This is a genomic window from Bacillus sp. PK6-16 (assembly GCF_056530295.1).
The window spans coordinates 1,921,659-1,944,589 of record NZ_CP096511.1; the positions used below are offsets into that span (position 1 = coordinate 1,921,659).

General features: G+C 33.6%; 23 protein-coding genes and 1 pseudogene. 16 read left to right on the forward strand and 8 right to left on the reverse strand.

Features of this window, described 5'->3' with window-relative positions:
• The first annotated feature begins 35 nt into the window (after window positions 1-35).
• From M1D66_RS09885 to M1D66_RS09905, 5 genes and pseudogenes are all read left to right on the forward strand, one after another.
• Window positions 36-1,427 carry an FAD-binding oxidoreductase gene (locus tag M1D66_RS09885; RefSeq protein WP_000406585.1) on the forward strand — a complete coding sequence of 464 codons (1,392 nt, stop codon included), beginning with the start codon at window positions 36-38 and terminating at the stop codon, window positions 1,425-1,427.
• A 50-nt stretch (window positions 1,428-1,477) separates the two neighbouring features.
• Window positions 1,478-1,621 (forward strand): annotated as a pseudogene (locus tag M1D66_RS09890) (bile acid:sodium symporter family protein); the annotation flags it as partial.
• Between the two features lie 12 nt (window positions 1,622-1,633).
• Window positions 1,634-1,981, forward strand: a complete 348-nt coding sequence (locus M1D66_RS09895; protein WP_001172069.1) for a DUF4260 domain-containing protein — start codon at window positions 1,634-1,636, stop codon at window positions 1,979-1,981.
• 23 nt (window positions 1,982-2,004) lie between these two features.
• Window positions 2,005-2,523, forward strand: a complete 519-nt coding sequence (locus M1D66_RS09900; protein ID WP_149287587.1) for a GrpB family protein — start codon at window positions 2,005-2,007, stop codon at window positions 2,521-2,523.
• A 141-nt stretch (window positions 2,524-2,664) separates the two neighbouring features.
• The gene (locus M1D66_RS09905) at window positions 2,665-3,264 is read left to right on the forward strand and encodes an FMN-binding negative transcriptional regulator (RefSeq protein WP_242555231.1); all 600 of its coding nucleotides are present in this window, start codon (window positions 2,665-2,667) and stop codon (window positions 3,262-3,264) included.
• A gap of 73 nt (window positions 3,265-3,337) precedes the next feature.
• Here the strand turns inward: M1D66_RS09905 and M1D66_RS09910 are convergent, their stop codons facing one another.
• The 5 genes from M1D66_RS09910 to M1D66_RS09930 all read right to left on the reverse strand — a co-directional run bounded on the left by M1D66_RS09910 (window position 3,338) and on the right by M1D66_RS09930 (window position 7,879).
• A complete protein-coding gene (locus M1D66_RS09910; RefSeq protein WP_000592016.1) occupies window positions 3,338-3,526 on the reverse strand; it encodes a Phr family secreted Rap phosphatase inhibitor in 189 nt (62 codons plus the stop codon).
• Complete coding sequence (locus tag M1D66_RS09915; protein WP_001102703.1) at window positions 3,523-4,617, reverse strand: response regulator aspartate phosphatase; 1,095 nt, start codon at window positions 4,615-4,617, stop codon at window positions 3,523-3,525. The genes M1D66_RS09910 and M1D66_RS09915 overlap by 4 nt, the downstream gene beginning before the upstream one ends.
• Window positions 4,618-4,872: 255 nt before the next feature.
• Complete coding sequence (locus M1D66_RS09920) at window positions 4,873-6,339, reverse strand: protein adenylyltransferase SelO (protein WP_242555230.1); 1,467 nt, start codon at window positions 6,337-6,339, stop codon at window positions 4,873-4,875.
• A gap of 178 nt (window positions 6,340-6,517) precedes the next feature.
• Window positions 6,518-7,516 (reverse strand): NADP-dependent oxidoreductase, encoded by a 999-nt coding sequence (locus tag M1D66_RS09925; RefSeq protein ID WP_000646442.1) that lies wholly within the window; start codon window positions 7,514-7,516, stop codon window positions 6,518-6,520.
• A gap of 18 nt (window positions 7,517-7,534) precedes the next feature.
• On the reverse strand, window positions 7,535-7,879 hold the full coding sequence (locus tag M1D66_RS09930; protein WP_000571870.1) for an ArsR/SmtB family transcription factor: 345 nt from the start codon (window positions 7,877-7,879) through the stop codon (window positions 7,535-7,537).
• Between the two features lie 91 nt (window positions 7,880-7,970).
• On the opposite strand from M1D66_RS09930, the gene M1D66_RS09935 reads away from it, so the two are divergent.
• The 3 genes from M1D66_RS09935 to M1D66_RS09945 all read left to right on the forward strand — a co-directional run bounded on the left by M1D66_RS09935 (window position 7,971) and on the right by M1D66_RS09945 (window position 11,345).
• Window positions 7,971-8,102 (forward strand): hypothetical protein, encoded by a 132-nt coding sequence (locus tag M1D66_RS09935; protein ID WP_254915713.1) that lies wholly within the window; start codon window positions 7,971-7,973, stop codon window positions 8,100-8,102.
• A 287-nt stretch (window positions 8,103-8,389) separates the two neighbouring features.
• Window positions 8,390-10,009: an FAD-dependent oxidoreductase gene (locus M1D66_RS09940; protein WP_242555229.1), complete on the forward strand. Its 1,620-nt coding sequence runs from the start codon at window positions 8,390-8,392 to the stop codon at window positions 10,007-10,009.
• Between the two features lie 391 nt (window positions 10,010-10,400).
• Window positions 10,401-11,345, forward strand: a complete 945-nt coding sequence (locus M1D66_RS09945) for a glycerophosphodiester phosphodiesterase (RefSeq protein WP_242555228.1) — start codon at window positions 10,401-10,403, stop codon at window positions 11,343-11,345.
• Between the two features lie 38 nt (window positions 11,346-11,383).
• Here the strand turns inward: M1D66_RS09945 and M1D66_RS09950 are convergent, their stop codons facing one another.
• Both M1D66_RS09950 and M1D66_RS09955 read right to left on the reverse strand, forming a co-directional pair.
• Window positions 11,384-11,893 (reverse strand): DUF3916 domain-containing protein, encoded by a 510-nt coding sequence (locus M1D66_RS09950; protein ID WP_086388737.1) that lies wholly within the window; start codon window positions 11,891-11,893, stop codon window positions 11,384-11,386.
• A complete protein-coding gene (locus M1D66_RS09955; protein WP_086388736.1) occupies window positions 11,886-12,737 on the reverse strand; it encodes a LysR family transcriptional regulator in 852 nt (283 codons plus the stop codon). The genes M1D66_RS09950 and M1D66_RS09955 overlap by 8 nt, the downstream gene beginning before the upstream one ends.
• Window positions 12,738-12,823: 86 nt before the next feature.
• Here M1D66_RS09955 and M1D66_RS09960 point away from each other — a divergent pair, with 86 nt between their 5' ends.
• Window positions 12,824-14,053: an MFS transporter gene (locus tag M1D66_RS09960; RefSeq protein WP_140159216.1), complete on the forward strand. Its 1,230-nt coding sequence runs from the start codon at window positions 12,824-12,826 to the stop codon at window positions 14,051-14,053.
• A 110-nt stretch (window positions 14,054-14,163) separates the two neighbouring features.
• On the opposite strand, the gene M1D66_RS09965 is transcribed toward M1D66_RS09960, so the two are convergent.
• Window positions 14,164-14,394 carry a hypothetical protein gene (locus M1D66_RS09965; RefSeq protein WP_086385092.1) on the reverse strand — a complete coding sequence of 77 codons (231 nt, stop codon included), beginning with the start codon at window positions 14,392-14,394 and terminating at the stop codon, window positions 14,164-14,166.
• Window positions 14,395-14,651: 257 nt separating this feature from the next.
• Here M1D66_RS09965 and M1D66_RS09970 point away from each other — a divergent pair, with 257 nt between their 5' ends.
• From M1D66_RS09970 to M1D66_RS10000, 7 genes are all read left to right on the forward strand, one after another.
• Window positions 14,652-15,779, forward strand: a complete 1,128-nt coding sequence (locus tag M1D66_RS09970; protein ID WP_000915192.1) for a serine hydrolase domain-containing protein — start codon at window positions 14,652-14,654, stop codon at window positions 15,777-15,779.
• A 392-nt stretch (window positions 15,780-16,171) separates the two neighbouring features.
• Window positions 16,172-17,329 carry an agmatine deiminase family protein gene (locus M1D66_RS09975; protein ID WP_000709181.1) on the forward strand — a complete coding sequence of 386 codons (1,158 nt, stop codon included), beginning with the start codon at window positions 16,172-16,174 and terminating at the stop codon, window positions 17,327-17,329.
• Between the two features lie 164 nt (window positions 17,330-17,493).
• The gene (psiE, locus tag M1D66_RS09980) at window positions 17,494-17,910 is read left to right on the forward strand and encodes a phosphate-starvation-inducible protein PsiE (protein ID WP_000916566.1); all 417 of its coding nucleotides are present in this window, start codon (window positions 17,494-17,496) and stop codon (window positions 17,908-17,910) included.
• Between the two features lie 180 nt (window positions 17,911-18,090).
• Window positions 18,091-19,023, forward strand: a complete 933-nt coding sequence (locus M1D66_RS09985) for a bestrophin family protein (protein ID WP_000233822.1) — start codon at window positions 18,091-18,093, stop codon at window positions 19,021-19,023.
• A gap of 229 nt (window positions 19,024-19,252) precedes the next feature.
• The gene (locus M1D66_RS09990) at window positions 19,253-20,230 is read left to right on the forward strand and encodes an agmatine deiminase family protein (RefSeq protein WP_242555227.1); all 978 of its coding nucleotides are present in this window, start codon (window positions 19,253-19,255) and stop codon (window positions 20,228-20,230) included.
• A gap of 42 nt (window positions 20,231-20,272) precedes the next feature.
• Window positions 20,273-21,094, forward strand: coding sequence for a MerR family transcriptional regulator (locus tag M1D66_RS09995; protein WP_000287984.1), 822 nt, complete (start codon window positions 20,273-20,275; stop codon window positions 21,092-21,094).
• A gap of 81 nt (window positions 21,095-21,175) precedes the next feature.
• Window positions 21,176-22,918, forward strand: a complete 1,743-nt coding sequence (locus M1D66_RS10000) for an amidohydrolase (protein ID WP_086385095.1) — start codon at window positions 21,176-21,178, stop codon at window positions 22,916-22,918.
• Window positions 22,919-22,931 lie beyond the last annotated feature (13 nt).

The following is a 22,931-nucleotide window of genomic DNA, read 5'->3' on the forward strand; positions in this document are numbered from 1 at the left end:
TATACTTGTTTTAAATTTAAAAAGGAGAGTTGATTATGGAAATAACAATTGAACATGTAGTAAATGAATTAAAAGGCATACTTCCTGAAGATCGAGTAGTAATAAATATGACAGTACGAGAGTTACATAGTAAAGATGAATCTTACCATGTTAGTAGTTTACCTGATGTAGTTGTTTTTCCAAAAACGACCGAAGAAGTTAGCACGATAATGAAAATAGCGAGTCAGCACGGAACAGCTGTCGTTCCATTTGGAGTAGGGTCCAGTTTAGAGGGACATGTAATTCCTTACGAAAAAGGAATTACAATGGACTTTTCTCTTATGAACAAAATACTTGAAATAAGAGAAAAGGATTTTCTTGTGAGAGTACAACCAGGGGTGACGCGCTCTCAGCTTAATAAAGAATTGAAAAAGTATGGATTATTTTTTAGTGTAGACCCAGGAGCTGATGCAACGTTAGGAGGAATGGCTGCTACAAATGCGAGCGGAACGACAGCGGTAAAGTATGGGGTAATGCGTGATCAAGTCCGAGATTTAGAAGTCGTTCTTGCTGATGGAGAAGTAATACATACCGGGAATTTAGCGGCGAAGTCATCATCAGGTTATCATTTAAATGGTATTTTCGTAGGCTCAGAAGGAACACTTGGATGTTTCACGGAGTTAACTTTAAAAGTATACGGTATACCAGAACATGTTATGGCTGCGAGGGCATCGTTTCCAACTATAAATGATGCAGTAGAAGCTGTAATTAACATATTACAGGCAGGTATTCCAATCGCGAGAATTGAACTCGTTGATGAATTATCTATGAAACAAGTAAATCATTACAATGAAACAAGTTACAGAGAAGAACCGACACTGTTTTTAGAGTTTCACGGCAATGAAGCAGGGTTAAAGCAAGATATTGAATTTACGAAAGAAATCGTTCTTGATCATAAATGTATAGAAATTGCGTTTGAGATGGAAACAGCAGCGAGAAATAAACTGTGGGATGCAAGACATAATTTAGCGTACTCTTACGTGCATAGTTATCCTGGTAAAAAGCTAATGAGTACAGACGTATGTGTGCCAATTTCGGAATTAGCTGGAGCGATTCAACATGCGAAAGAGGTATTAGATAAAGTAGGGCTTATTGGCGGTATTCTCGGTCATGTTGGGGATGGGAATTTCCATGTACTCTTAATGATTGATACAAATGATAAAGAGGAAGTGAAGAAGGCAGACGAAATAAATGAAAGTATCGTTCAGTATGCTCTTAAACGAGGAGGAACGTGTACAGGAGAACATGGCGTTGGAATCGGAAAACGAAAGTATCAAGAAGAAGAGCATGGGGCAGCATTATTTGTAATGGAGAAAATAAAGAAAGCTCTTGATCCGCAAAATATTTTGAATCCGAATAAGGTGTTTCAATTAAAAGATAGGGGCTGAGTGGATGAAAGTACTAGAAGCGATAAGTAATGTAGCTGGAAAGTATTTTGCATTTTGGACCGGCTGCTGCACTCCCAAGTGTATTAGCAGCAGTATGGCATAACATTGCAGGGCCAATATTAGCAACCATCTGGTCAAAAAATGCAAAGAACACTTTCAGCGATGAAAATGTATCAATAAATATAGAAAAATAGGAATGATAAATAATGCAAAAACGTATTGTACATTTTGAAGGAATGGTTGTATTTTTAGCCACGATTTATATGTATTCAATATATGAGTTTAGTTGGATTATATTTTTTGTATTCCTTTTAGCGCCGGATTTATCAATGTTAGCGTATGTGATCAATAATCACGTTGGTGCGAAAATATATAACGTATGTCATACATATATCATATCCATATTAATGGTTCTAATAGGTGTCTATTTTAAGACAGATACCGTTATAATGATTGGCTTAATATGGACAGCACATATTGGAATGGATCGAATGTTTGGATATGGATTGAAATATGAGACGGATTTTAAGGATACTCATATTCAACGGTTATAATTTGTTTTGAGAAGAGGGGTACGTTGAAGCAGAGAATTGCTATCGAAGAATATAATGTCAAATGGGAAAGTGAATTTAATAAACTACACACTCTTATTAACAATGTAATGGAAGACAGCATTGTATCTATTGAACATGTTGGGAGTACATCTGTTAAAGGGCTTGCATCAAAACCAATACTAGATATTGATATTGTAATAGAAGAGTACGAAATTTTTCATGAGGTAGTAAAAAAACTTGAGAAGATAGGGTACTATCATCAGTTAGAATGGAGCTTTAAAGGAAGAGAGGCGTTTGGAAGAAAGGATACGTTCGTTCCATGGAACGGGGGAAATACAGTTTGGATGGAGCATGTGTGTGATAAAAATAGTGAAGAGTTGAGAAGGCATATAGCGTTTCGAGATTACCTTCGTGAACATACTGAAGTAGCTAATAAGTATGGAAACTTGAAGGAAGAGTTAGCAAGAGAGTCGAAAAATCGATCTAGTTATATTGAAGGTAAGACCGTATTTATTACAAATATATTAGAAAAAATAAACTAAGGCAGCATGGAATACATGCTGCCTATTGTTTTGAAATAGAAAGCTGCCATTATAAAACAAATACAAACTGGCCCTGTTGATTGATGCGGTTACTAAATATAATAGGAAATAAAATAGAAAAGAGCGGAAAAGAGGGAGCTTATGTACATACCAAAATATTTCGTAATACAAGATGAAGAGATGAAGTACGAAATAATGGAACAAAATAGCTTTGCGACATTATTTTCTCAACATAACGGAGAACCATATGCAACGCACTTGCCGTTGTTATTAAATAGGGAGACCCTTACTTTACATGGTCACTTCGCACGACCGAATGAACAGTGGAAAGATATTGGGACTCAGCAAGTACTAGCTATATTTCAAGGACCACATAGTTACATCTCGCCGTCATGGTATGAAACAAACAATGCAGTACCAACATGGAATTACGTTGCAGTGCATGTATATGGTGAATTAGAAATTGTTGAAGATGAGAAGACATTAGTAGATTCTCTTCAAGATTTAGTAAATAAATATGAAGATCCAGAGAGCACCTACTCACTTAATGATGTAGATCCAAATTATATGGGAGGATTAAGTAAGGGAATAGTTGGATTCAAAATAAAGATAAATAAAATAGAAGGAAAAGCGAAGTTAAGTCAAAATCATTCTGTAGAGAGACGGAATTTAGTTGTGGAGAAACTTGAGAAAGTTGGTAGTGAGGAGAGTAAGAGGATTGCGGAGTTGATGAGAAAATAAAGCCTACATGAAAGGGAAATATTCTAAATAAGCGTATTTAAAAAGACCTTCTTAATTGAAGGTCTTTCATTTTTTAAAGTGCTTTTTCAGTTGTTGTTGAGTTGTAGTCTTTACTTACGTCAACGGATTGAACAAGGTCAGGTCTTTGTGGTGCAGGAAGATCAGCATGACCCGCTTGGTATGTAAATGAACTATGAATGCCAGTAGCCAAAATACCGAAAACAGATAGTCCTAAAAAAACAGAGCTAATTTTTTTAATCATTTCAATGCCCCTTTCTCAAACGTTTTTTCTTTTGCTTGTAACGCTTTATGAAAATATTCACTTGCCTTAATATGGTTATTTTCACTATAAAATTTAACAGCTAATTTTTCTGAGTATTCTTGAGTGTAGTTATATAATAATTCTTTGTCGAAAAACGTAATTCCTTTAAGGATAATTGTTTCTAATTCTTCAGAACCAACATTATTATTTAGTTCGTTTAGAATTTTAAAATGATATATATATTCTTCATTATTTAATTCCGTACAAATTTTTAACCCTTTTTGGATTAATCCTTCAGCGATACTTGTTTCATCTAGTTTAGAGTGTTCTCTTGCTTGCAAGAAGAGAGCCTTGAAATGTGTTGGTTTCTTTTCGGTCACTTCTGATAGGTGACGGATTGCGAGTGTGGAGAGGTTTTGACTGGCATACAACCAACCCAAATTATTACGTACACTTAAAATTAATTCTTTTTCATCAGATTTCTGTAAAAGGTGTATTGCTGAATTATATTGCTCTTCTGCTTGTTCATATTGTTTTAAATATACAAATGAGGCACCTAATGTATTTTTACATAATCCAACTTTAACTTCAAAGCCAGTTTGTTTATCGAAAATCTCTTTAGCCTTAGTTGCATATTCAATAGATTCAATTGGTTGGTAAAAGTGATAATGGAAAATCGCCATTCGATAATAAAATTCAGCATGCTCTAGATTATCAGTGTTATTTACTAATAATAACTTAGCCTGTTCATAATGTTCGCTAGCTAAGTTATAGTCTGTGGTTAAAGTTGCATAAATGCCTTTAAAGAAGTGATAGTAGTAAGACAGTGGATGATTGGATGAGATTACGTAAGAATCTATTTTATCAAAGCTATCTTTTGAAATACTTAAACTATCTGTCAAAACTTTATGTCGAAACTCTAGTAAGGAATGATATAATGCTAAATTTTCATCTTCTTCAAAGTTTAGTTCCTTTTCCTCAATTTCATGCTTTAAGTTTGCCGCTTGGGACACATCTTGTTTTAACATAGCTAAATACCAGTCATTAAATAATTTTGTAATTTGTTCATTACCTTGTAGTTGAACGTTCATGAAATCCCCTCACTTTTTGAATATTCTTATAAAATATAGTATCAAAAATAAAAATATTTAGAAATGATGTTTTATATTTCTCAATATTTGTTTAACAAGCTTACGAGTAAGTCTATTGGAATAGTGTAGAATTTGTTTTGGATTAAAGAAATGGCATCGGGGGATGTGCATTTTAAAGTTTTAGTTGAGTGGGGGGATATAAAAAGGGTGCGTTCACACAAATTATATGAACGCACCTTTTTACATATTAAACAATCAAGTCCCACAAAAAGTACGATAAGGGCGATTCGTCGGTGCAGGCGGAGCGCAGTATTCTTCTTGATCTGTAGAATACGCATAAGGGTTTGATAAAGCTTCAAGAAGTTTCTCCATTACGCTATAGTCGTCATTTGTAACAGCTGCTTCTAATGCTTCTTCTACACGGTGGTTCCTCGGGATGATTGATGGGTTATTATTTTTCATCATCTCGTAGGCGTTTTCTTTCGATTGTTCTTGTCTTTCTAATCGAGATTGCCACAGTTTGTACCATTCTTTAAATTCAGGACTTTCAAATAGAGCTGTATTTTCGATAGCATCAAGAGTTAATGAACGGAATGTATTTGTGTAATCCGCTTTATATTTCTCCATCATTTTTAAAAGTTGCTCAATAAGTGAGTGATCTTGTTCTTCGTTGCTAAATAGTCCTAATTTCTTTTTCATTCCAAGGAACCACTGTTTTTCATACTGTACGCTAAATTTCGAAATTTCGTCTTGAGCGATTTTTAATGCTTCTTCTTCATCTTCGTGCAGAATTGGTATTAAAGATTCAGCTAGTCGTGCGAGATCCCATGCGGCCATATATGGTTGATTTCCATATGCATAACGACCTTGTGTGTCAATAGAGCTAAATACAGTTCCTTGGTCGTAATTGTCCATAAATGCACAAGGACCGTAATCAATTGTTTCGCCACTGATCGTTATATTGTCAGTGTTCATTACGCCGTGAATAAATCCAACAAGTTGCCATTTTGCGATAAGACTGGCTTGTCTTTTAATGACTTCTTGTAGTAATGCAGTATATCGGTTTTCATGAGATTCAATTTCTGGGTAATGCCTTTTTATCGTATAGTCAGCTAGTGATTTCAGGTCCTCTATTGAACCACGAGCTGCAGCATATTGAAATGTACCGACGCGAATATGGCTACTAGCTACTCTAGTTAAAATTGCTCCAGGTAACTTTGTTTCACGATAGGTTGGTTCACCGGTTGTGACAACTGCTAAACTGCGGGTAGTTGGAATATCGAGTGCATACATTGCTTCGCTAATAATATATTCACGTAGCATCGGACCGAGTGCAGCACGGCCATCTCCTCGGCGTGAATAGGGAGTAGGGCCAGAACCTTTCAGTTGAATATCGAAACGCTCACCTGAAGGAGTAATTTGTTCGCCAATTAAAAGAGCACGACCGTCGCCTAACATATTAAAATGTCCGAATTGATGACCAGCATATGCTTGAGCTAATGGATGAGCTCCTTCTGGGAGTGCATTACCAGCGAAAATAGCAATTTCAGCTTCCTTTTTCAGTTCTTCAGGGGTCAAGCCAAGAGATATAGCTAATGAATGGTTTAGTTTAACTAACTCCGGTGAACTTACGGGAGTAGGGGGGATTTCTGTATAAAATGATTGTGGTAAAGTCGTATAACTATTATCTAAATTCCAACCTGTTTCATTATTTTTAGTCATTGTATCTCCTCCTTTTTGTATTTTAAGTTATGTATTTGTACGTATGTATTCTTTGTAAAGTTAACTAAAAGTATAATATAATATTTCCCCTTGCAATCTATTGTAAGGACTTCATTGCACTATGTCTATTTAACAGCAAATTTAAAACCTCCATTTTAAGAAAATGGAGGTTTTATTATTATTTAATTTTTACAATTATTTTTCCTTTTGCTCTTCCAGACTCTGAATATTCCATTGCTTTTTGCGCATCTTCAAAAGGGAAAACTCGATCGATTACCGGTTTAATTTTTCCGGCTTCAATATAGTTTGCAATAGTACGTAATTGATCCCCGCTTGGCTTCATAAATAAAAATGAATATTGAGCATTATGCTTTTTTTCAAGTGCAGTAAGTTTTTTGCTGGCTAATGAAAATAAGAGAGTTTTAAAGAATCCTGAACCAAATTCTTTACCGAAGCGAGCATTCGGCATACCTGAAACGGAAACAATGTTTCCTCCGCTTTTTATAATATTGAATGATTTTTCAAGTGTTGCACCGCCGATTGTATCAAATACCGCATCATAATTTTTTAGTATATCTTCAAATTTTTCTGTTTTGTAATTAATAATTTCATCTGCGCCAAGAGACGTTACTAAATTTGCACCAGCTTCACTAGCAGTCGTTGTAACAGTAGCACCCATTATTTTTGCTAACTGAATAGCGAAAGTACCAACACCACCGGATCCAGCGTGAATTAAAATCTTTTGTCCTTTTTGTAATTGCATGATGTCATGTAAAGCTTGATAGGAAGTTAAGCCAACGAGTGGAATCGAAGCCGCTTCCTCAAAACTTAGATTTTTTGGTTTTAAAGCAATATCATCTTCATGAATGGCTATATACTCCGCGAAAGTACCAATCTTATTTTTTCTTGGACGAGCATATATTTCATCACCGACTTTAAAACGAGTCACTTTTGATCCAACCTTCGTGATGACACCGGAAAAGTCATTCCCAAGGATTAGAGGCATTTCATATTTCAGTAACATTTTAACTTTTCCATCACGTATTTTAAAATCAATTGGGTTAATACTAGCTGCATGAATTTCTGCGAGCACTTCATACTCATTAATTTCAGGAGTAGGTACCTCTGCCATACGCATTGGGACTTTTCCATATCTATCAATTATCATTGCTTTCATATATTATACCTCCAAGTTTTAATAAAAGTTTTGCAATAGCTTCTCAATATCTAATACAAGATTTTTTAATAAACCTAATTTTGTACGTATATCAATATAATAAAAATTCTTTGTACCTTCTTTTCTCATTAAAATAATGCCAGCTTCTCGTAAAATCTTAAGGTGATGTGATACTGCTGGACGGGAAAGGTGTGTTTGCTTCGTGATTTCTCCTACACGTAATCCTGTTTGACATTCTGTTTCCATTAGCACTAATAAAATAGCTTGACGTGTTTCATCACCAATTGCCAATAATACTTTTTGAGAATCAATAAAATCTTTTTTTATAATATTTAATTGTTCTTGTTTATTCATTTCAATCACTTTGCCTCCAGGTAATTAGTCGAAAGGTTTAAGATGATGAACCATTACTTCGATACGGTAATGCTACATGATTGTTGTACGAGGTGCAATATTGGGAAAGAAAATCGAGACGAATGAATTTTTTATTGTTGAAAATTATAGGGAGATAGAAAAGGGATTGGAAGGATTACATAACACAATAGATGAAGTTTTAAAAACAAAAAATGATGTAACAATAAAATAAGCGGTCGTAACCTTGTATAATCCATAAGGTTACGACCGCTTATAATGTTTATATTATTTTTGATTTTTACGATAGAACATGGTTCAACGTAAAGTAAGTTCTTTTGTTTTACACTTTCATACAGACACAATTCAGGTGGATTATAGATGTATGAAAAGGTAAAAGGAATTTTGGGGCGTAATCTATCTATATGATAATTCAAAATGAAATATAAGTCTATATTTTAATGTTTTTTTTGATTATATTTATGTCACTGAGCTCAGAACAATGATGTGGAGGGTAAATATATGAAATCGAATTATGTACCAGTTTTAATTGTTGGAGGGGGATTATCTGGGTTAGCGTCTGCGTTATTTCTTGCAAAACATAACATTGAGTACTTACTTATTGAAAGGCATCCGTCTACTGCCATTCATCCGAAAGCAGGTGGTCTTACTTTACGTACAATGGAGTTATTTCGAGAATTAGGCTTGGAACAAAGAATTAAATTGGCAGGTAAAGCATTAGAGAACTGCCGAGTAAGAATAGCGGTTCATACAATAGCTGAAGCGAATAAAGAAGACTTGGAACAAATGAGAGCGACGCAATACAGAAACGATGAAGAGTTACTTCAAAAAATAGAAAAGATTAGTCCATCAAAACAAACTGCATGTTATCAAATTATTTTAGAAGAGATGATGTTACAAGAGGCAAAAACGCTAGGCGGGCAACTATCTTTTTATCATGAATTAGTTTCATTTGAACAAAGTGAAAACGGGGTAAAAGCAAAGATTCGAAATCGTGAAACAGAAAAAGAAAGTGTCATACATTGTGACTATGTAATTGCAGCGGATGGAGCGAAAAGTAAAATACGTGAGCAGTTAGGGATTAAAACTGAGGGTCGTGGAACCATTGGTGGCTATTATATGAATATTTATTTTGAAGCTGATTTAAGAGAGTTTATACAAGGAGACGCATTCGGTTTTTCGATGGTACTTCATCCGGAGGTTCTTGGTGCACTTATCCCGGTTGATAACGTAAAAAAATGGATTTATCATGTAGCCTACGATCCGTTAAAAGGAGAGGGGCTAGAGGACTTCACTATAGAACGTTGTAAACAAATTATTCAAATAGCAATTGGAAGTACAAATGTTGAATCAAAAATATTAAGTGTTTTACCGTGGGAAGCGGCCGAAAGTACAGCGGTGAAATTTCAAGGGAATCGAACCTTTTTAGTTGGAGATTCAGCACATATTATGCCGCCAACAGGAGGATTTGGTTCAAATACAGGAATACAAGATGCGCATAACTTAGCTTGGAAATTAGCGGCTGTTATAAAAGGGAAGGCAAAACCAAAACTGTTAGAAACATATCATGAGGAGAGACACTCTGTTGCAAAATTAACGACAGCTTATGCAAGTAGTTTACTGTTTCGTGCTGCGAATAGAGAGGAAGGCAGTTTGAATAATATGGATGGTTTAGCTGTTACAGTTGGATATCAGTATTGTTCAGAGGCAATTATAGATGATTCAGTCACTCCGCATAGAATGGATAGCATAGAGTTGAACGGAAGACCTGGAACGCGAGCGCCACATTTATGGGGAACGTATGAAGGGAAGAAAGTTTCTACATTAGACTTATTCGGTAACAGTTTTGTATTACTTACAGGAGTAGAAAATAGTTCTTGGGCTGAGGCAGCACATGCTGTTTCAGCTAAATTAGGAATACATATAAAAGGGTATCGTGTTGGCTTAAGTGGAGACTTTGTTGTTCCAGAAGATATTTTTAGCAAATTATATGGTATAGAGAATGGAGGTGCTGTATTAATTAGACCAGATGGCTTTATCGGATGGCGTTCGGAAAAAACGGTAGTAAATCCAGATATAGTATTGGAAGAGGTAATGAGAAATTTATTATGTGATTTTTAAGTAACTACAGAAATATTGTTTTATGTGCTTCACTCTACTGAAAAAAATATTCACAAATTTCAATAGGTTTGATATGATTAAATTCGACAAGTTAATAGAGGCCGGAGATATTTGAGAAAAGCCATAAATTTATTTAGGGACACAGGAGTGTAGCCTAAATAATTTATGGCTTTTTTTATTGAATGAACCGTACAAAATAGGGAGTTACATGTGAAAAGGAGGGTTATAGAAATTAAATAGGATAATACTAGTTTTCTATATTAATAATATAGAAAACATTTGTAAGATTGGAATTTTAATATAGGTTTATAAAAATAATGAAAGTGTGTCTTCTGTTTCGTGTAAATCTCATTAGCTTGTTGAAATTTGCAACGTAGGAAGGGTTAGAAGAATGAGAAAGATTATTAGCGTTTTAGTTATTTTCTTTATGACTGGAAGTATCTTTGCTGGGGGAGCTGTTCATGCGAAAGCAGAAGGAAAGCATGAATGGAATACGAATAAGTTTTTAAATATTGCACATCGCGGAGCAAGTGGGCATGCACCTGAGCACACTTTTGCTTCTTATGATTTAGTGAAAAAAATGAAAGCGGATTATTTAGAATTAGATATTCAATTAACAAAGGATGGCCAATTAATTGCAATGCATGATACAGCAGTTGATCGCACTACAAATGGAACAGGCGAAGTACGCGATAAAACGTTAAGCGAAATAAAGAGTTTAGATGCTGGATCATGGTTTAATAAAGCGTATCCAGAAAAGGCTAAGCAAGAGTATGTTGGGCAAAAGGTTCCAACTCTTGAAGAAATCTTCCAAAAGTATGGAAGAAGTATGAAGTATTATATTGAAACAAAATCACCAGATGTGTATCCAGGAATGGAAGAGAAATTGTTGGCGTTGTTACAAAAATATAATTTAGTAGGCCAAAACATGTCTTCTAGCCGTGTTATGATTCAATCATTTAGTAAAGATAGTTTGAAAAAGATTCATAGTATGAATGAAAATATTCCGTTAGTTCAATTGCTTTGGTATTATCTAAATGAAAACAATGAAATTGTTGAATGGTCTGGCATTACACATGAACCGAAAAGTGTAACAAATGATGATTTTCAAGAAATTAAAAAGTATGCAGCGGGTATTGGACCAAATTTACGTAATGATAACGGGGAACTAATTATTGATGAGTCCTATATGAAAATGGCTAGGAAAAATGGACTGTTAATTCACCCTTATACAATTAATGAGAAATCAGATATGAGACTGTTAATCAAATGGGGTGCTACAGGAATGTTTACAAATTATCCGGATCGATTACATAGTGTATTGAAGGAAAAATAAGTGGAACAGGGTATACCAGTGTTTTAGGTATACCCTTTTTAATCTAACTCTCCGATAAACAGAATCTCTTTTTCATAGCATTCATCTGCATCATAAATAATTTCTTGAAAGTGAAGCGTTTTGAAGGAATGACAAACTGACATTTCCCATGTCTCCCAAAAATCAATTTCATTTGAAAGAAGAATCCATTTTTGAAATTCACTATCTCTATTAAAGAAATTATGAAAGTAGTCCTCATTTTTAAATATAATGATTTGCGAATCCCACAAATTATTTATAGAAATCAAAACAACAACTCGATATGTATGTGTATTGCTCGGTTTCATATTTATTAAATGATTTGCTTGATTTAATAAGGTTTGAATACATAACCGTTTTACTTTTCTAGGTGTTTTACGAGAGTCAATAAAAGCTTGCGAAACTGGCAATAGCATATTCCAATATTCATCGTTATAGAAAGTAGAAGGGAACGATTTTGTATGTTCCTCAATTCGCTTTATCATAGTGTTTGTTTTTCGTTTCATACCACGTATTTTCTTTTCACGCATTGTGAGTCATCTCCATAAATTTTTGTAATGCAGCAGAGTGATATATATCTTTTCTAGTAATAAAAGTAGTAGGAACTTTTTTGAAGCTATTTGGCAAAGGGTTGAATGATATGTCATGTTGATGACCATTTAAAATAGACTTCATCATAATTGCTATGCCCATACCTGATTTTACACATGCGAGTATCGCTTCAATTGTTCCAAACTCTAATACTCGCTTAGGTGAAATTCCTTCTTCTTGAAGCCAATCTTCTAATAAATTTCTATAATAGCACCCGTGACTAAATGCAAGTAAATTCATGTCTCCTATGTCTTTAAAGGAAGATAAAGGCTTTTTGCTAATGAGAACTAATTCTTCTTCACGAAATATATTTGTATGAAGTTCAGCATGCTGAGTAGAGCCAGCTATAAACGCTCCGTCCAGTTTTCGTTCTAGTACAAGCCTAATCAATTGTTCCGTCGTATTTGATTCTAAAATCAATTCGACTTTTGAGTATTTCTCATAATAGGCCGTTAATATAGATGGAAGTCTTACAGCGGTTGTAGATTCTGTACATCCAATTTTTAAAGTGCCCCTTGGTTCGATCCCATTACTTTGAACTGCTTTAACAGATTGATCCATTAAGTGGATAATTTGTTTAGCGTATGTTAATAAAATCTCACCGTTAGAAGTTAAAGTTACACCTTTTCCGTTTCGGTAAAATAAAGGTACACCTAGTTCATTTTCTAGTTGTTTCATACGCATTGTTACGCCAGACTGTACATAGTTTAAATTTTTAGCTGCGTGAGATATGTTTTTTTCTTTCGCAACTTCGTAAAATACAGTTAAATCTTTTATATCCAAGTATCATCCCTCCAGAAAAGGTATCATTTTTTTTGATGGATTACATGATAAATCTTTATTTTATATGATATCAGAACTTTCATACAATGGAAGGGGATGGAGGGATTATTGTGTTAATGGAAGAAAGGGTGAATAGTACTTATAAGTGGGTTATGTTAATTTTTGCGACGGTTGCTCAAACAACAGCGACACTTATAACGTATGGTGTTGGAGCGTTTGCTTTATTTTGGAAAGAAGAATATGCACTTACGAATACGGAGATTGGATTGTTAGTAAGTGTTGTAAATATAGGACCGCTATTTTGTATGCTTTTTGTCGGGCGGCTACTTGATCAATACAATGAAAAGTTGTTAATTTCGATAAGTTCATTTTTACTAGGAGGTTCGTTTTTACTGACTAATATGGTCAATGGATTTAATGGGTTACTCTTTGTACTTTTATTAGTAGGAACGTTTTATAGTGTTTCGCAGCCAGGAGGAAGTAAGGTGATAATGAAGTGGTTCTCAAAAGAAAATCGCGGGTTAGCGATGGGGATTAGACAAGCCGGTATACCGATTGGTGGTACATTAGCGGGAGTATTGATCCCGTTTCTTACAATAAAATATAATATGGCCTATGCGGTAAATTGTATTGCATGTATTTGTATAATTGGAGGGTTTTTATTTTTTATATTTTATAAGGAACCATATATTCAAGAGAAAGTTAAACAAGAACGTAGTAAACTTTCTTTTTGGATGCAGTTAAAAGAAGTGATGTGTAAAAAAGAGTTGTATGCAATTTATATAACTGGCATTTGTATGATTTCATTGCAAATGGTGTTAGTTGCGCACTTTATAAAATTTTTAGTATTGGAACAATCAATCACGCCAATTTTAGCTGGAAAAGTATTTTCCGTTATGTTCTTTTCTGGAATGGTTGGTAGGGTTATATTAGCAGCTACTAGTGATTTATTTTATAAGGGGAATAGGCGTACCCTCTTATTTATAACTGTTTGTATTTCTATTTTCTTTATTCTAATATTAGTAATGAGCATACATACAATAACGAATGTATTGTATGGTGTAAGTGCGTTGTTAGGATTCTTTTCAATTGGATGGTTTAGTCTTTTTATAACTGAAGTTGCGGAATCAGCAAGTGAAGAATCGGTAGGGATGACAGTGAGTTTTGCACTTACATTAAATCAAATTGCCATTATTGCTGCGCCTGCTTTATTTGGTTATATTGTAGATAAGAAGGGATATACGTATGCGTGGTTATGCATAGTTGTATTACTAACTATTTCAGCGGTTAGCTTATATAGGAAGTATAGAAAATGAAGGAATGTTAGCAATGTAAATTTTTTATGAAGAAAGTCTAAAGAAATGTTGAATGAGCGACATTTCTTTTTTTATTTGTTGTATAATCAAAATGTAAATGAGATTCGTTTTCAATTTCGTTCATTACCTCTTTTGAAATTACCTGTAATTTTAGCCATAATTAGCTGTTTTTCTTTATCGTTATTTGCATGATTTATTTTATTTAAAAATTTTTCAGCATCATTTCCTTTTAATGCCATAATCTGTTTTCCGTAATATTCAATTAATACCATGTTATTTTTTGTTATCCGATAATGAAACATCTTATCATCTAAACGATTGCGTTTATCGGTGTTTTTCATATTACATCTCCATTCTTTTTAGTATGTAACAAATGTTACAAAAGAATTTGAAATTATAGTGTAATGCATCCGATTGTATGTTGGAAATTTTGCAAGAAAGAAATACAATAGAGAGTAGTCAAAATTGAAAATGAGAAAAAGGAATCTAGTTTTAACAGAGTGAATATTAAATAATATTATAATATACTTGATAATTAAAAGATATAAAATAGAATGGATGTACGTTAAGTGAAACTAGATAAAAGAGGGTTCCTAGTATGTTAAAGAAATGGTTAATCGTTTTCTTTATTTTTGCAGTTTTTTGTGGAAGTATTGTTACACTAATACATGCAAATAAAGGAAAAAAATATGATGCAAAGGCATTTTCTAATGTAAATAGTAAGCAAAAAGATGTTAAGCAGGAAATTGATGCGAATGAGAAAAAGCGTTATGAAATTGCAGCTGGAAAACTAGATCAGTACTTAAAAGATAAAGGATTTAATGGAAGTGTTCTTGTAGCAAGTAAAGGTCATGTGATTTTACGAAAAGGCTACGGTTATGCGAATGTGAAAGATCAAGTATTAACAACGCCAAGAACGAAATATCGCATTGGTTCTATTACGAAAACAGTTGTTGCAATATCTATTATGCAACTAAAAGAAAAAGGGAAGTTGAACATTGAAGACAATGTAAATAAATATATCCCATCGTTTCCAGCAGATAAAAATATTACGTTACGAAACTTGTTAACACATACGTCTGGATTACCAGAACAGGGACAAGGTAGTGTTGATGCAGCATCACGGTTAAAATTAGTAACGTGGATTGGGGCACAAACGTTACAATTTCCAGCAGGGACAGGATGGAAATATACAGATTATAATTATATGGTGCTTGCATATATTGTAGAAAAAATATCGAATAAACCACTTGCTGAATATGTGAAAGAAAATATTTTGACTCCCGTTGAAATGAATGAATCTGGAATGGGCGCAACACTTCCAGAAGATATTTTCTTAGCAGAAGGGTATACGAAAAAAGATAATAAGTTAATAGCCACGCCGCGCTTAAAAATGAACTGGCTGTATGGTTGTGGTGAAATGTATACGACTGTTGAAGATATGAAAAAGTTAGATGAAGCTATTATGGATGGTAAACTACTTTCTAAACAAAGTGTATCAGATATGTTTTCTGCATCACCTGCAAGAAAATATGGATTTAGTTTCTATATTTACCCAGATTATTATCATAACCACGGTGTATTAGCTGGCTGGAACACTTTTAATAATTTTAACTGGGATAAACGAACGTTTGTCATATTATTTTCTAACGTCCAAAATGGTATGAATGACGCATTTAATCAAGAATTCAGGAAAATGGCGAATGATTTAATAGAAGGAAAATAATTATAAAAAATCGGTATTGATATGTAATTATCAATACCGATTTTTTTATTTTGTAAAGTTTTACTTACTGAATAAAGTGAAACTTTATTCAGTGGAGGGGCTTTGTTCATCCCCCACTGAGTAGAAGCCCTCATCAATCGGGCTTTTACGGGCAGCAGGGCCCCCACCTAACTTTTTTGCTTGCGCTGAATTTTGAGGTGAGGGTCTTACTGCCCATAAATAGCGGGATAAATAGGTAAGAAAGGTGATTGGCATATGAATAAATCTAAATAGGTAGTTAAATGCTAAGTAATGCAAAGAACAATTGGTAATTTTTACATTGATAAAAAAGCTTGAGCTTCACACTATGTGAAGCTTTATATTATTGGAGACAAGAACAGGAGGTTGAAAAAATGAAAAAAGCAATAAAGTTTTGTTTAATAGCTACATTATCTACAACAATTATTAGTGGATGCTCTTTTGAGGGTAACAATGAAAATGTTAAAGGGAAAGAAGGGGAAAAAGTAGAGGTACAGAAAAATGCTGGGAAATATACGATGCCAGATGAAAAAGATAAACATGAAGGTACATGGCTGCAATGGCCACATGAATACACATATGGTGAAGAGTATAAGAAGGAAGTTGAACCTATTTGGGTTAAGATGGCAAGTGCTTTAACTGAGGGTGAGAAAGTCCACATTGTTGCATATGACCAGGAAGAAAAAGAAAGAATCAATAACCTTTTAACAGATGAAGGGTTAAATATGGAGAAGATTGATTTCTTTATCGCGCCTACTGATGATGTATGGGCAAGGGACAGTGGACCAATTTTTGTTTATGACAGCAATAAAAATCTCAAAATATTAGATCCAGCATTTAATGGTTGGGGGAAGAAAACACCTTATAAAAATGATGCTCAAATACGTAAGAATGTTAGTAAACAATCAGGAATTGAAAGAGTTGATTGGGGGAAATTTGTCCTTGAAGGCGGCGCAATTGAATTAGACAGCAATGGGACTGCTTTATTAACTCGAAGTGCAGTAACGAATAAAAATAGAAATCCTGATTTATCAGAAAAGGAAATTGAAAAATATATAAGTGACCTTGGGGTATCAAACTTTATTTGGTTAGACGGAGTACCTAATTTAGATATTACGGACTTTCATATTGATGGATTTGCTAAATTCCATAATAAATCTACCATTGTAACGATGAAAGAAGATGACCTAGCCGAATGGGGTTTATCTAATAAAGATATGGATACATTGTTAGATGCAAAAAATGCTTCAGGACAGAAATATAAGTATGAATACTTGCCGCTTAGTAAAGAAAAGGTTGCTTTAGAAAATGGAAAAACTCTCGATTATAAGGGATCGTATATCAATTATTATATCGGAAATACAGTTGTATTAGTGCCTAATTATAATGATCCGAATGATAAAATTGCAAACGATACGATTCAGAAGTTATACCCAGATCGTAAAGTAGTCGGTATTGATGTGAGAGAGTTGTATAAAAACGGCGGTATGATTCATTGTGTGACACAACAACAACCAATTGCATTGAAGTAATTGATTGTAATTTCGTTGTTCTGCTATATAGACAAAATAGGTGGAATCTTATTACCTATTTTGTCGTTCCTTATTATTTATAATAATAAAATTTTAATATAATGATAAAAGAATTATAGTGTATATTCACTTTTCGTTTTATATGGTAAAGGAGAAAAATGTTTGTGTTAAAAAATTTTAAAATAGTGTTTTCGTATTTCCCTATCGTTTTACAGTACATTTTAAATGTAGCTTTAATTTGCTTAGGGTTTATTCTAAGTGTGTTTCTTATGAAAGAAGTCATTCAGTTTATACAAGAACTGAAATTGGATGGTAATGAATCGAGTTATCATTTAATTGATAGTATCGTCGTATTCTTTCTGTACTTTGAATTCATCGTAATGATTATAAAGTATTTTCAAATGAATTTTCATTTTCCATTACGATATTTTATATATATAGGTATAACAGCTATTGTGCGTCTCATCATTATAGATCACGATAGTCCGTTAGATTTATTGTTATATGCCTGTGCAATCTTTGTATTAATTAGTGCATTGTTCATTGCGAATTCTAAAATGATGCGTCGGGATTTAGAATAGTGACATTTGTTGTTGAATTAAATAAGATATTTTATCTTTTTGCAAAAAAGGAGTAACGGTATTGAAAGAAATAATCTTAACCAGCCTCATAATGATAGGGTTTATGATTCTATTATTTAATTGTATACTTTCATGATTTAAAAGAATAAAAGGTTAATAGAGAAAGAGGTTTTTGTAAATATGGTTCATTACAATAATCAAAATAGTTTACATCAAATATTTACATTAAAAGGGACAATTATAAGAGATATTTTCCCACAAATCGTATTATATACGTGTATTTCAACGATAGTAGCTGTGATTAATTATTACTATACAGAAATAAATATAAATCAGACTCCTTGGGTAATCGTCGGAGGAGCTTTAGGATTACTATTAGTGTTTCGTACGAATACTGCCTATGATCGGTACTGGGAAGGTAGAAAGCTGTTTGGCACGATTGGTGCTTGTACTAGAAATTTAGCAATTAGTTTTTTGTGTCATTGGGATTCTAAAGGGAAGAGTATGGAGCAGGAAAAAATAAAATTTTTACATCTATTAATTGCATTTCCAAAGTTAGCGAAAGGACACTTGAGAGAGGAAAAAGATTTATCTGAAGTGAAATCATTGCTTGCTGTCTGTTCTGAGAAGGAAAAAGCATTTTTGGTTGAGTCCAATCATTTACCGATTAGTATAGTTTTTATGTTGAAAACTATACTATCAAAAGGTTTGAAAACGGGGCAAATTCATCCAAATGCGATAATTAGTATGGAAACAGATTTGAATACGTTACTTACATCTGTGGGTGGATGTGATCGTATCAAAACAACACCTATTCCTTTTGCATATTTTGCTCATATAAAAATTTTATTGATTATATTTTGTGCAACTTTACCGATTGGTCTTGTTGATAGTCTCGGATGGTTTACAGTACTTGCGACTACGTTTATAAGTTTTGCATTCATAGGTATTGAAGCAATAGGGGTTGAAATTGAAGATCCCTTTGGTCAGGATCCAAATGATCTTCCGCTAGAAGGAATTTGTATAGGAGTAGAAGCGCATTTGGTGAATCTATATAATCAAAATGATCTATTAGAAGTAATGGGTTTGAATCTTGATAAAAAAATCATTTAATCATTTATTGTTGTTTTAAAATAGGTTATTTAAAAACTTGTCAAGAGTCAATTTAAGGCTTAACGTCAGCTTTATATTTTTTATATAAATATATAATATTCCTCCATGCTATAATCCATTCATGAAATGTACATGTTGCATGAGTTGGAATGAAAAAGACATGAATTGAGGATTAGTTGGCTTTGTGAAATCAATTATGTAACTACTATTAAAAAGCGAGGTAAATAATATGGAACAAAAACATAATGGAATTATTTTTACTGCAATACCAGACGAATCAAATGAATATTATCAACCATTTTATGAAGACTTGATTTACTTTAATGAATGTTTAAATGAAAAGAAATCAATTGCGGATCAACTTATATCTTTATCTGCTGAAGAACAAGACTTTCATACGAGCTGTTTTGAGTATGATGATATTTGGCTAAGAGATGTTGCACCGGTTGTCACAAATCATCTAGTTAAATTTAAATATCGACCAAATTATTTACCAGATGATCAAGGGCGATATTTAGATCAACAATTTAATAAATGGTTGAAAAAGAATGACTTTGAATATGAAAAATCCCCATTAATATTAGATGGTGGTAATCTTATTTGGAATAAAAAAGATACTGTAATATTAACAGAACGCATATTTGATGATAACGATGATTGGACAGAAGAGGAAATTATTGAGCAGTTAGAATGGGATTTAGATGTGAGCCGAGTTATTATTATTCCTGCTGAAGAAGGGGATGTACTAGCACACGCAGACGGAATGGTTAAATTTATTGATGAACATACAATGTTTATTAGTGATTTTTTAGGGGATCATGAATTTAGATATAGTGTTCAAGAGATTATTCAAGAACAAATGCCAGAAGCTGAATTTATAGCTGTTCCCTCATCATATACAGAGAAAGGACAATATGATCAAGAGATAGCATCGGCAAAAGGGTTGTATATAAATATGTTAGAATCATGTGATGCTCTTTATGTTCCTAAGTTTGGACTAGCTAAAGATGAGGAAGTTTTACGTTATATTCAACAGTATACGGAGAAACAAGTTATTCAAATTCATGTAGGAGAAATATCAACAATGGGAGGCGCAATGAATTGTTTAACATGGTATTGTCCAAGTCATTTGTTACCTTCAAAAATGAGAAGATTGAAAAATCAGAATGGAAATTTTTCAATGAAGAAGATTTTTGATTGGTTTTAAGAAATAAGTAATGAAAAGAAAATATATTCAAGGAGTATTAATATGTATACCATCGCTGAATTTTCTCGGATTTGTAAAATGAGTACGCGGATGTTAAGACATTATGACAAAGAGGAGATATTAAAACCGGCATATGTGAATCCGGTTAATGGGTATAGGTATTATGAACAAGAGCAGCTGGAAGTAGCGTTGAAAATAAAAAAGCTAAGGGAGTATAAATTTCCTCTTCCAAAAATTAAAATTGTTTTGCAGTCATCGGATCAAGATTCGTTTGTTCAACATATACAATCACAAATTATCGAGTTGTCTCAGGAAGTGAAGCAAAATTTACAGGTTATTTCAGAAATGAATGAAATGGTAATGGTGAATAGTAGTCTAAATATTGCTCGCCATAGAAGTTACGATATATTAATGGGAATGAGGAACGAAGTAACGCTAATTACTCAAAGAGTAAAAATAGATATAGATGATATGGATGATTATTTTTATGACTTATATGAAGAGGTACAAAAAAATAACTTTCAAATAGTCGGTTCTCCATCTGCAGTCTTTTATGATGAAGAATATATTCCAAGTAACAGTGATATTGAGTTAAGAATTCCGGTTATGCAGGGGAATGATGAAGACGTAGCACAAGAGTATGAAATGAAACAACTAAGTCCACATCATATCGTTACTACTATGCATTATGGAAGTTACGACTATATAGGTTACGCTTATATAGCGTTAGAAGAATGGATTGAAAGAAATGGGTATGTGATAATTAATTCGCCATACGAGGTTTATATAAAGGGACCTGAATGTGATTGTTTAGCAGAAGAGTATGTGACACAAATTTGTTTTTTAGTTACGAAAATAGAATGAGAATAAGGATTGACATTAACATTATGTCAATCCTTATTCTATGTGTGAAAGCAATTTATCATAATAAAAAGGAGAGAGAATATGAGAAGAATAATCATGATTATTTGTCTGATTCTAAGTATGGTATGGATTTCCGCATGTACTTCTGGAGTAGGAGAAGGTGAGAGTGGTAGCGCTGTTCTACCTAATCAGCTACCTAAAAATGTAGTGTTTAAAAATGGTACAATCTATACTTCAAATGAAAAGCAAGACATCGTAGAGGCTGTAGCCGTTAAAGAGGGGAAAATTATATTTGTTGGTTCAAACAAGGATGTAGAGGAATTTATAAATGAAGATACGAAAGTGTTGGATTTACAAGGACGTTTTATCCTTCCTGGTTTTGTGGACAATCATAATCATATATTTGAAGCAAAATCACCAGCAGCAGGAAATTGTAGTGTTTCACCAGATGCTTCTCTGCAAAAACAACGCTCGTATTTAAAGGCTTGTAAAAAAGGTGTGAAAGATGGCGGATGGATAAGTGGAACGGGGTTCAGTTTGGAAGCGTTGTTAAAAGATATGGACGAAAAATCAGAGCAACAAACCCCATTACAAGTTCTTGATGAGTTATTTCCTAATAATCCAGTATTAATTATGGAAAGAACCTCCCATTCTGTATGGGTTAATTCAAAGGCACTCGAGTTAGCTGGAATAAATAAAGATACAAAAGATCCACAAGGTGGAAGGATTATTCGGGATTCCGAGACAGGAGAACCGTTTGGTGTTCTTTATGATACAGCAGGAGATATCGTGATGGAAAAAGCATGGAATTCTCAACCAAATCTGTTTGAAAAAAATTATGAAGGTTTATTAGACGGTTTAGATGAGGTTGCAAAGAATGGTATTACTACAGTTGGTGATGGACGTCTTTATTGGAAGCGAGGCTGGTTAGACGTTTGGAATAAAGTAAATGACGAAAAAAAGCTAACGTCACGCGTAGTACTTCGACCATGGGTATATCCAAATTTAAACGAAGCAGAACAAATGGAGTACTTCAAAAAAATTAAGCGTGATGATGTGTCATCCCGTATGCTTATTAATCAAGTGAAAATGTATAGTGATGGAATTAGTATTAATAGCACTGCTAAAACACTAGAAAAATATAAATTTGAATGGTTTACAGGAACTCCGTATGGGTTGAATTATATTCCAGAAGAAAAAATGAAATGGTGGTTAACCGAATTAAATAAAATTGGTTACGGTGCACTTATTCATACAATTGGAGATGCTGGGGTAAGAGAGAGTTTAAATGCGATTGAAGCAGCGAAAAAAGAAGGTGTAAACCAGCCTTATACACTTACGCATGTGGAAATGGTAGAAGATAGTGATATAGATCGTTTTGCTAAGTTAGGTATTAGCACTGATTTTCAAGTAGGTCATGATTTTGCGGAAGATCCAAAACAAAGCTGGGCAAGTACGTATTTTACAAATCAGCAAATGAAACGAATTATGCCGTTAGGGCGAATTTGGAAAACCGGTGCGAATGTATCACTTAGTAGTGATTGGGATGTAAACGAACTGAATCCACTTGTGACGATTTCAAATGCATTAAGCATTGATGAAAAGGGCTTGTCTGATGTATACGCAGCTATTGATGCCTATACAATTAAGCCAGCTAAAGCGCTAGGTCTTGATAACATTACAGGTTCGATTGAAGTAGGCAAATCAGCTGATATGGTATTACTAAATGAAGATATTACTAAAATGAGTGCCGATAAGATTCCGAATGCGAAAGTTTTAGTGACGGTTTTACAAGGAGAAGTAGTGCATCACAAGGAGAAATAAAGAGTCACCTTAT

Excerpts from the sequence above, each read along its gene's own strand:
- M1D66_RS09885 (WP_000406585.1), top strand. The coding sequence starts at position 36 with ATGGAAATAACAATTGAACATGTAGTAAATGAATTAAAAGGCATACTT.
- M1D66_RS09895 (WP_001172069.1), top strand. The coding sequence starts at position 1,634 with ATGCAAAAACGTATTGTACATTTTGAAGGAATGGTTGTATTTTTAGCC.
- M1D66_RS09905 (WP_242555231.1), top strand. The coding sequence starts at position 2,665 with ATGTACATACCAAAATATTTCGTAATACAAGATGAAGAGATGAAGTAC.
- M1D66_RS09910 (WP_000592016.1), bottom strand. The coding sequence starts at position 3,526 with ATGATTAAAAAAATTAGCTCTGTTTTTTTAGGACTATCTGTTTTCGGT.
- M1D66_RS09915 (WP_001102703.1), bottom strand. The coding sequence starts at position 4,617 with ATGAACGTTCAACTACAAGGTAATGAACAAATTACAAAATTATTTAAT.
- M1D66_RS09920 (WP_242555230.1), bottom strand. The coding sequence starts at position 6,339 with ATGACTAAAAATAATGAAACAGGTTGGAATTTAGATAATAGTTATACG.
- M1D66_RS09925 (WP_000646442.1), bottom strand. The coding sequence starts at position 7,516 with ATGAAAGCAATGATAATTGATAGATATGGAAAAGTCCCAATGCGTATG.
- M1D66_RS09940 (WP_242555229.1), top strand. The coding sequence starts at position 8,390 with ATGAAATCGAATTATGTACCAGTTTTAATTGTTGGAGGGGGATTATCT.
- M1D66_RS09945 (WP_242555228.1), top strand. The coding sequence starts at position 10,401 with ATGAGAAAGATTATTAGCGTTTTAGTTATTTTCTTTATGACTGGAAGT.
- M1D66_RS09950 (WP_086388737.1), bottom strand. The coding sequence starts at position 11,893 with ATGCGTGAAAAGAAAATACGTGGTATGAAACGAAAAACAAACACTATG.
- M1D66_RS09960 (WP_140159216.1), top strand. The coding sequence starts at position 12,824 with ATGGAAGGGGATGGAGGGATTATTGTGTTAATGGAAGAAAGGGTGAAT.
- M1D66_RS09965 (WP_086385092.1), bottom strand. The coding sequence starts at position 14,394 with ATGAAAAACACCGATAAACGCAATCGTTTAGATGATAAGATGTTTCAT.
- M1D66_RS09970 (WP_000915192.1), top strand. The coding sequence starts at position 14,652 with ATGTTAAAGAAATGGTTAATCGTTTTCTTTATTTTTGCAGTTTTTTGT.
- M1D66_RS09975 (WP_000709181.1), top strand. The coding sequence starts at position 16,172 with ATGAAAAAAGCAATAAAGTTTTGTTTAATAGCTACATTATCTACAACA.
- M1D66_RS09985 (WP_000233822.1), top strand. The coding sequence starts at position 18,091 with ATGGTTCATTACAATAATCAAAATAGTTTACATCAAATATTTACATTA.
- M1D66_RS09990 (WP_242555227.1), top strand. The coding sequence starts at position 19,253 with ATGGAACAAAAACATAATGGAATTATTTTTACTGCAATACCAGACGAA.
- M1D66_RS09995 (WP_000287984.1), top strand. The coding sequence starts at position 20,273 with ATGTATACCATCGCTGAATTTTCTCGGATTTGTAAAATGAGTACGCGG.
- M1D66_RS10000 (WP_086385095.1), top strand. The coding sequence starts at position 21,176 with ATGAGAAGAATAATCATGATTATTTGTCTGATTCTAAGTATGGTATGG.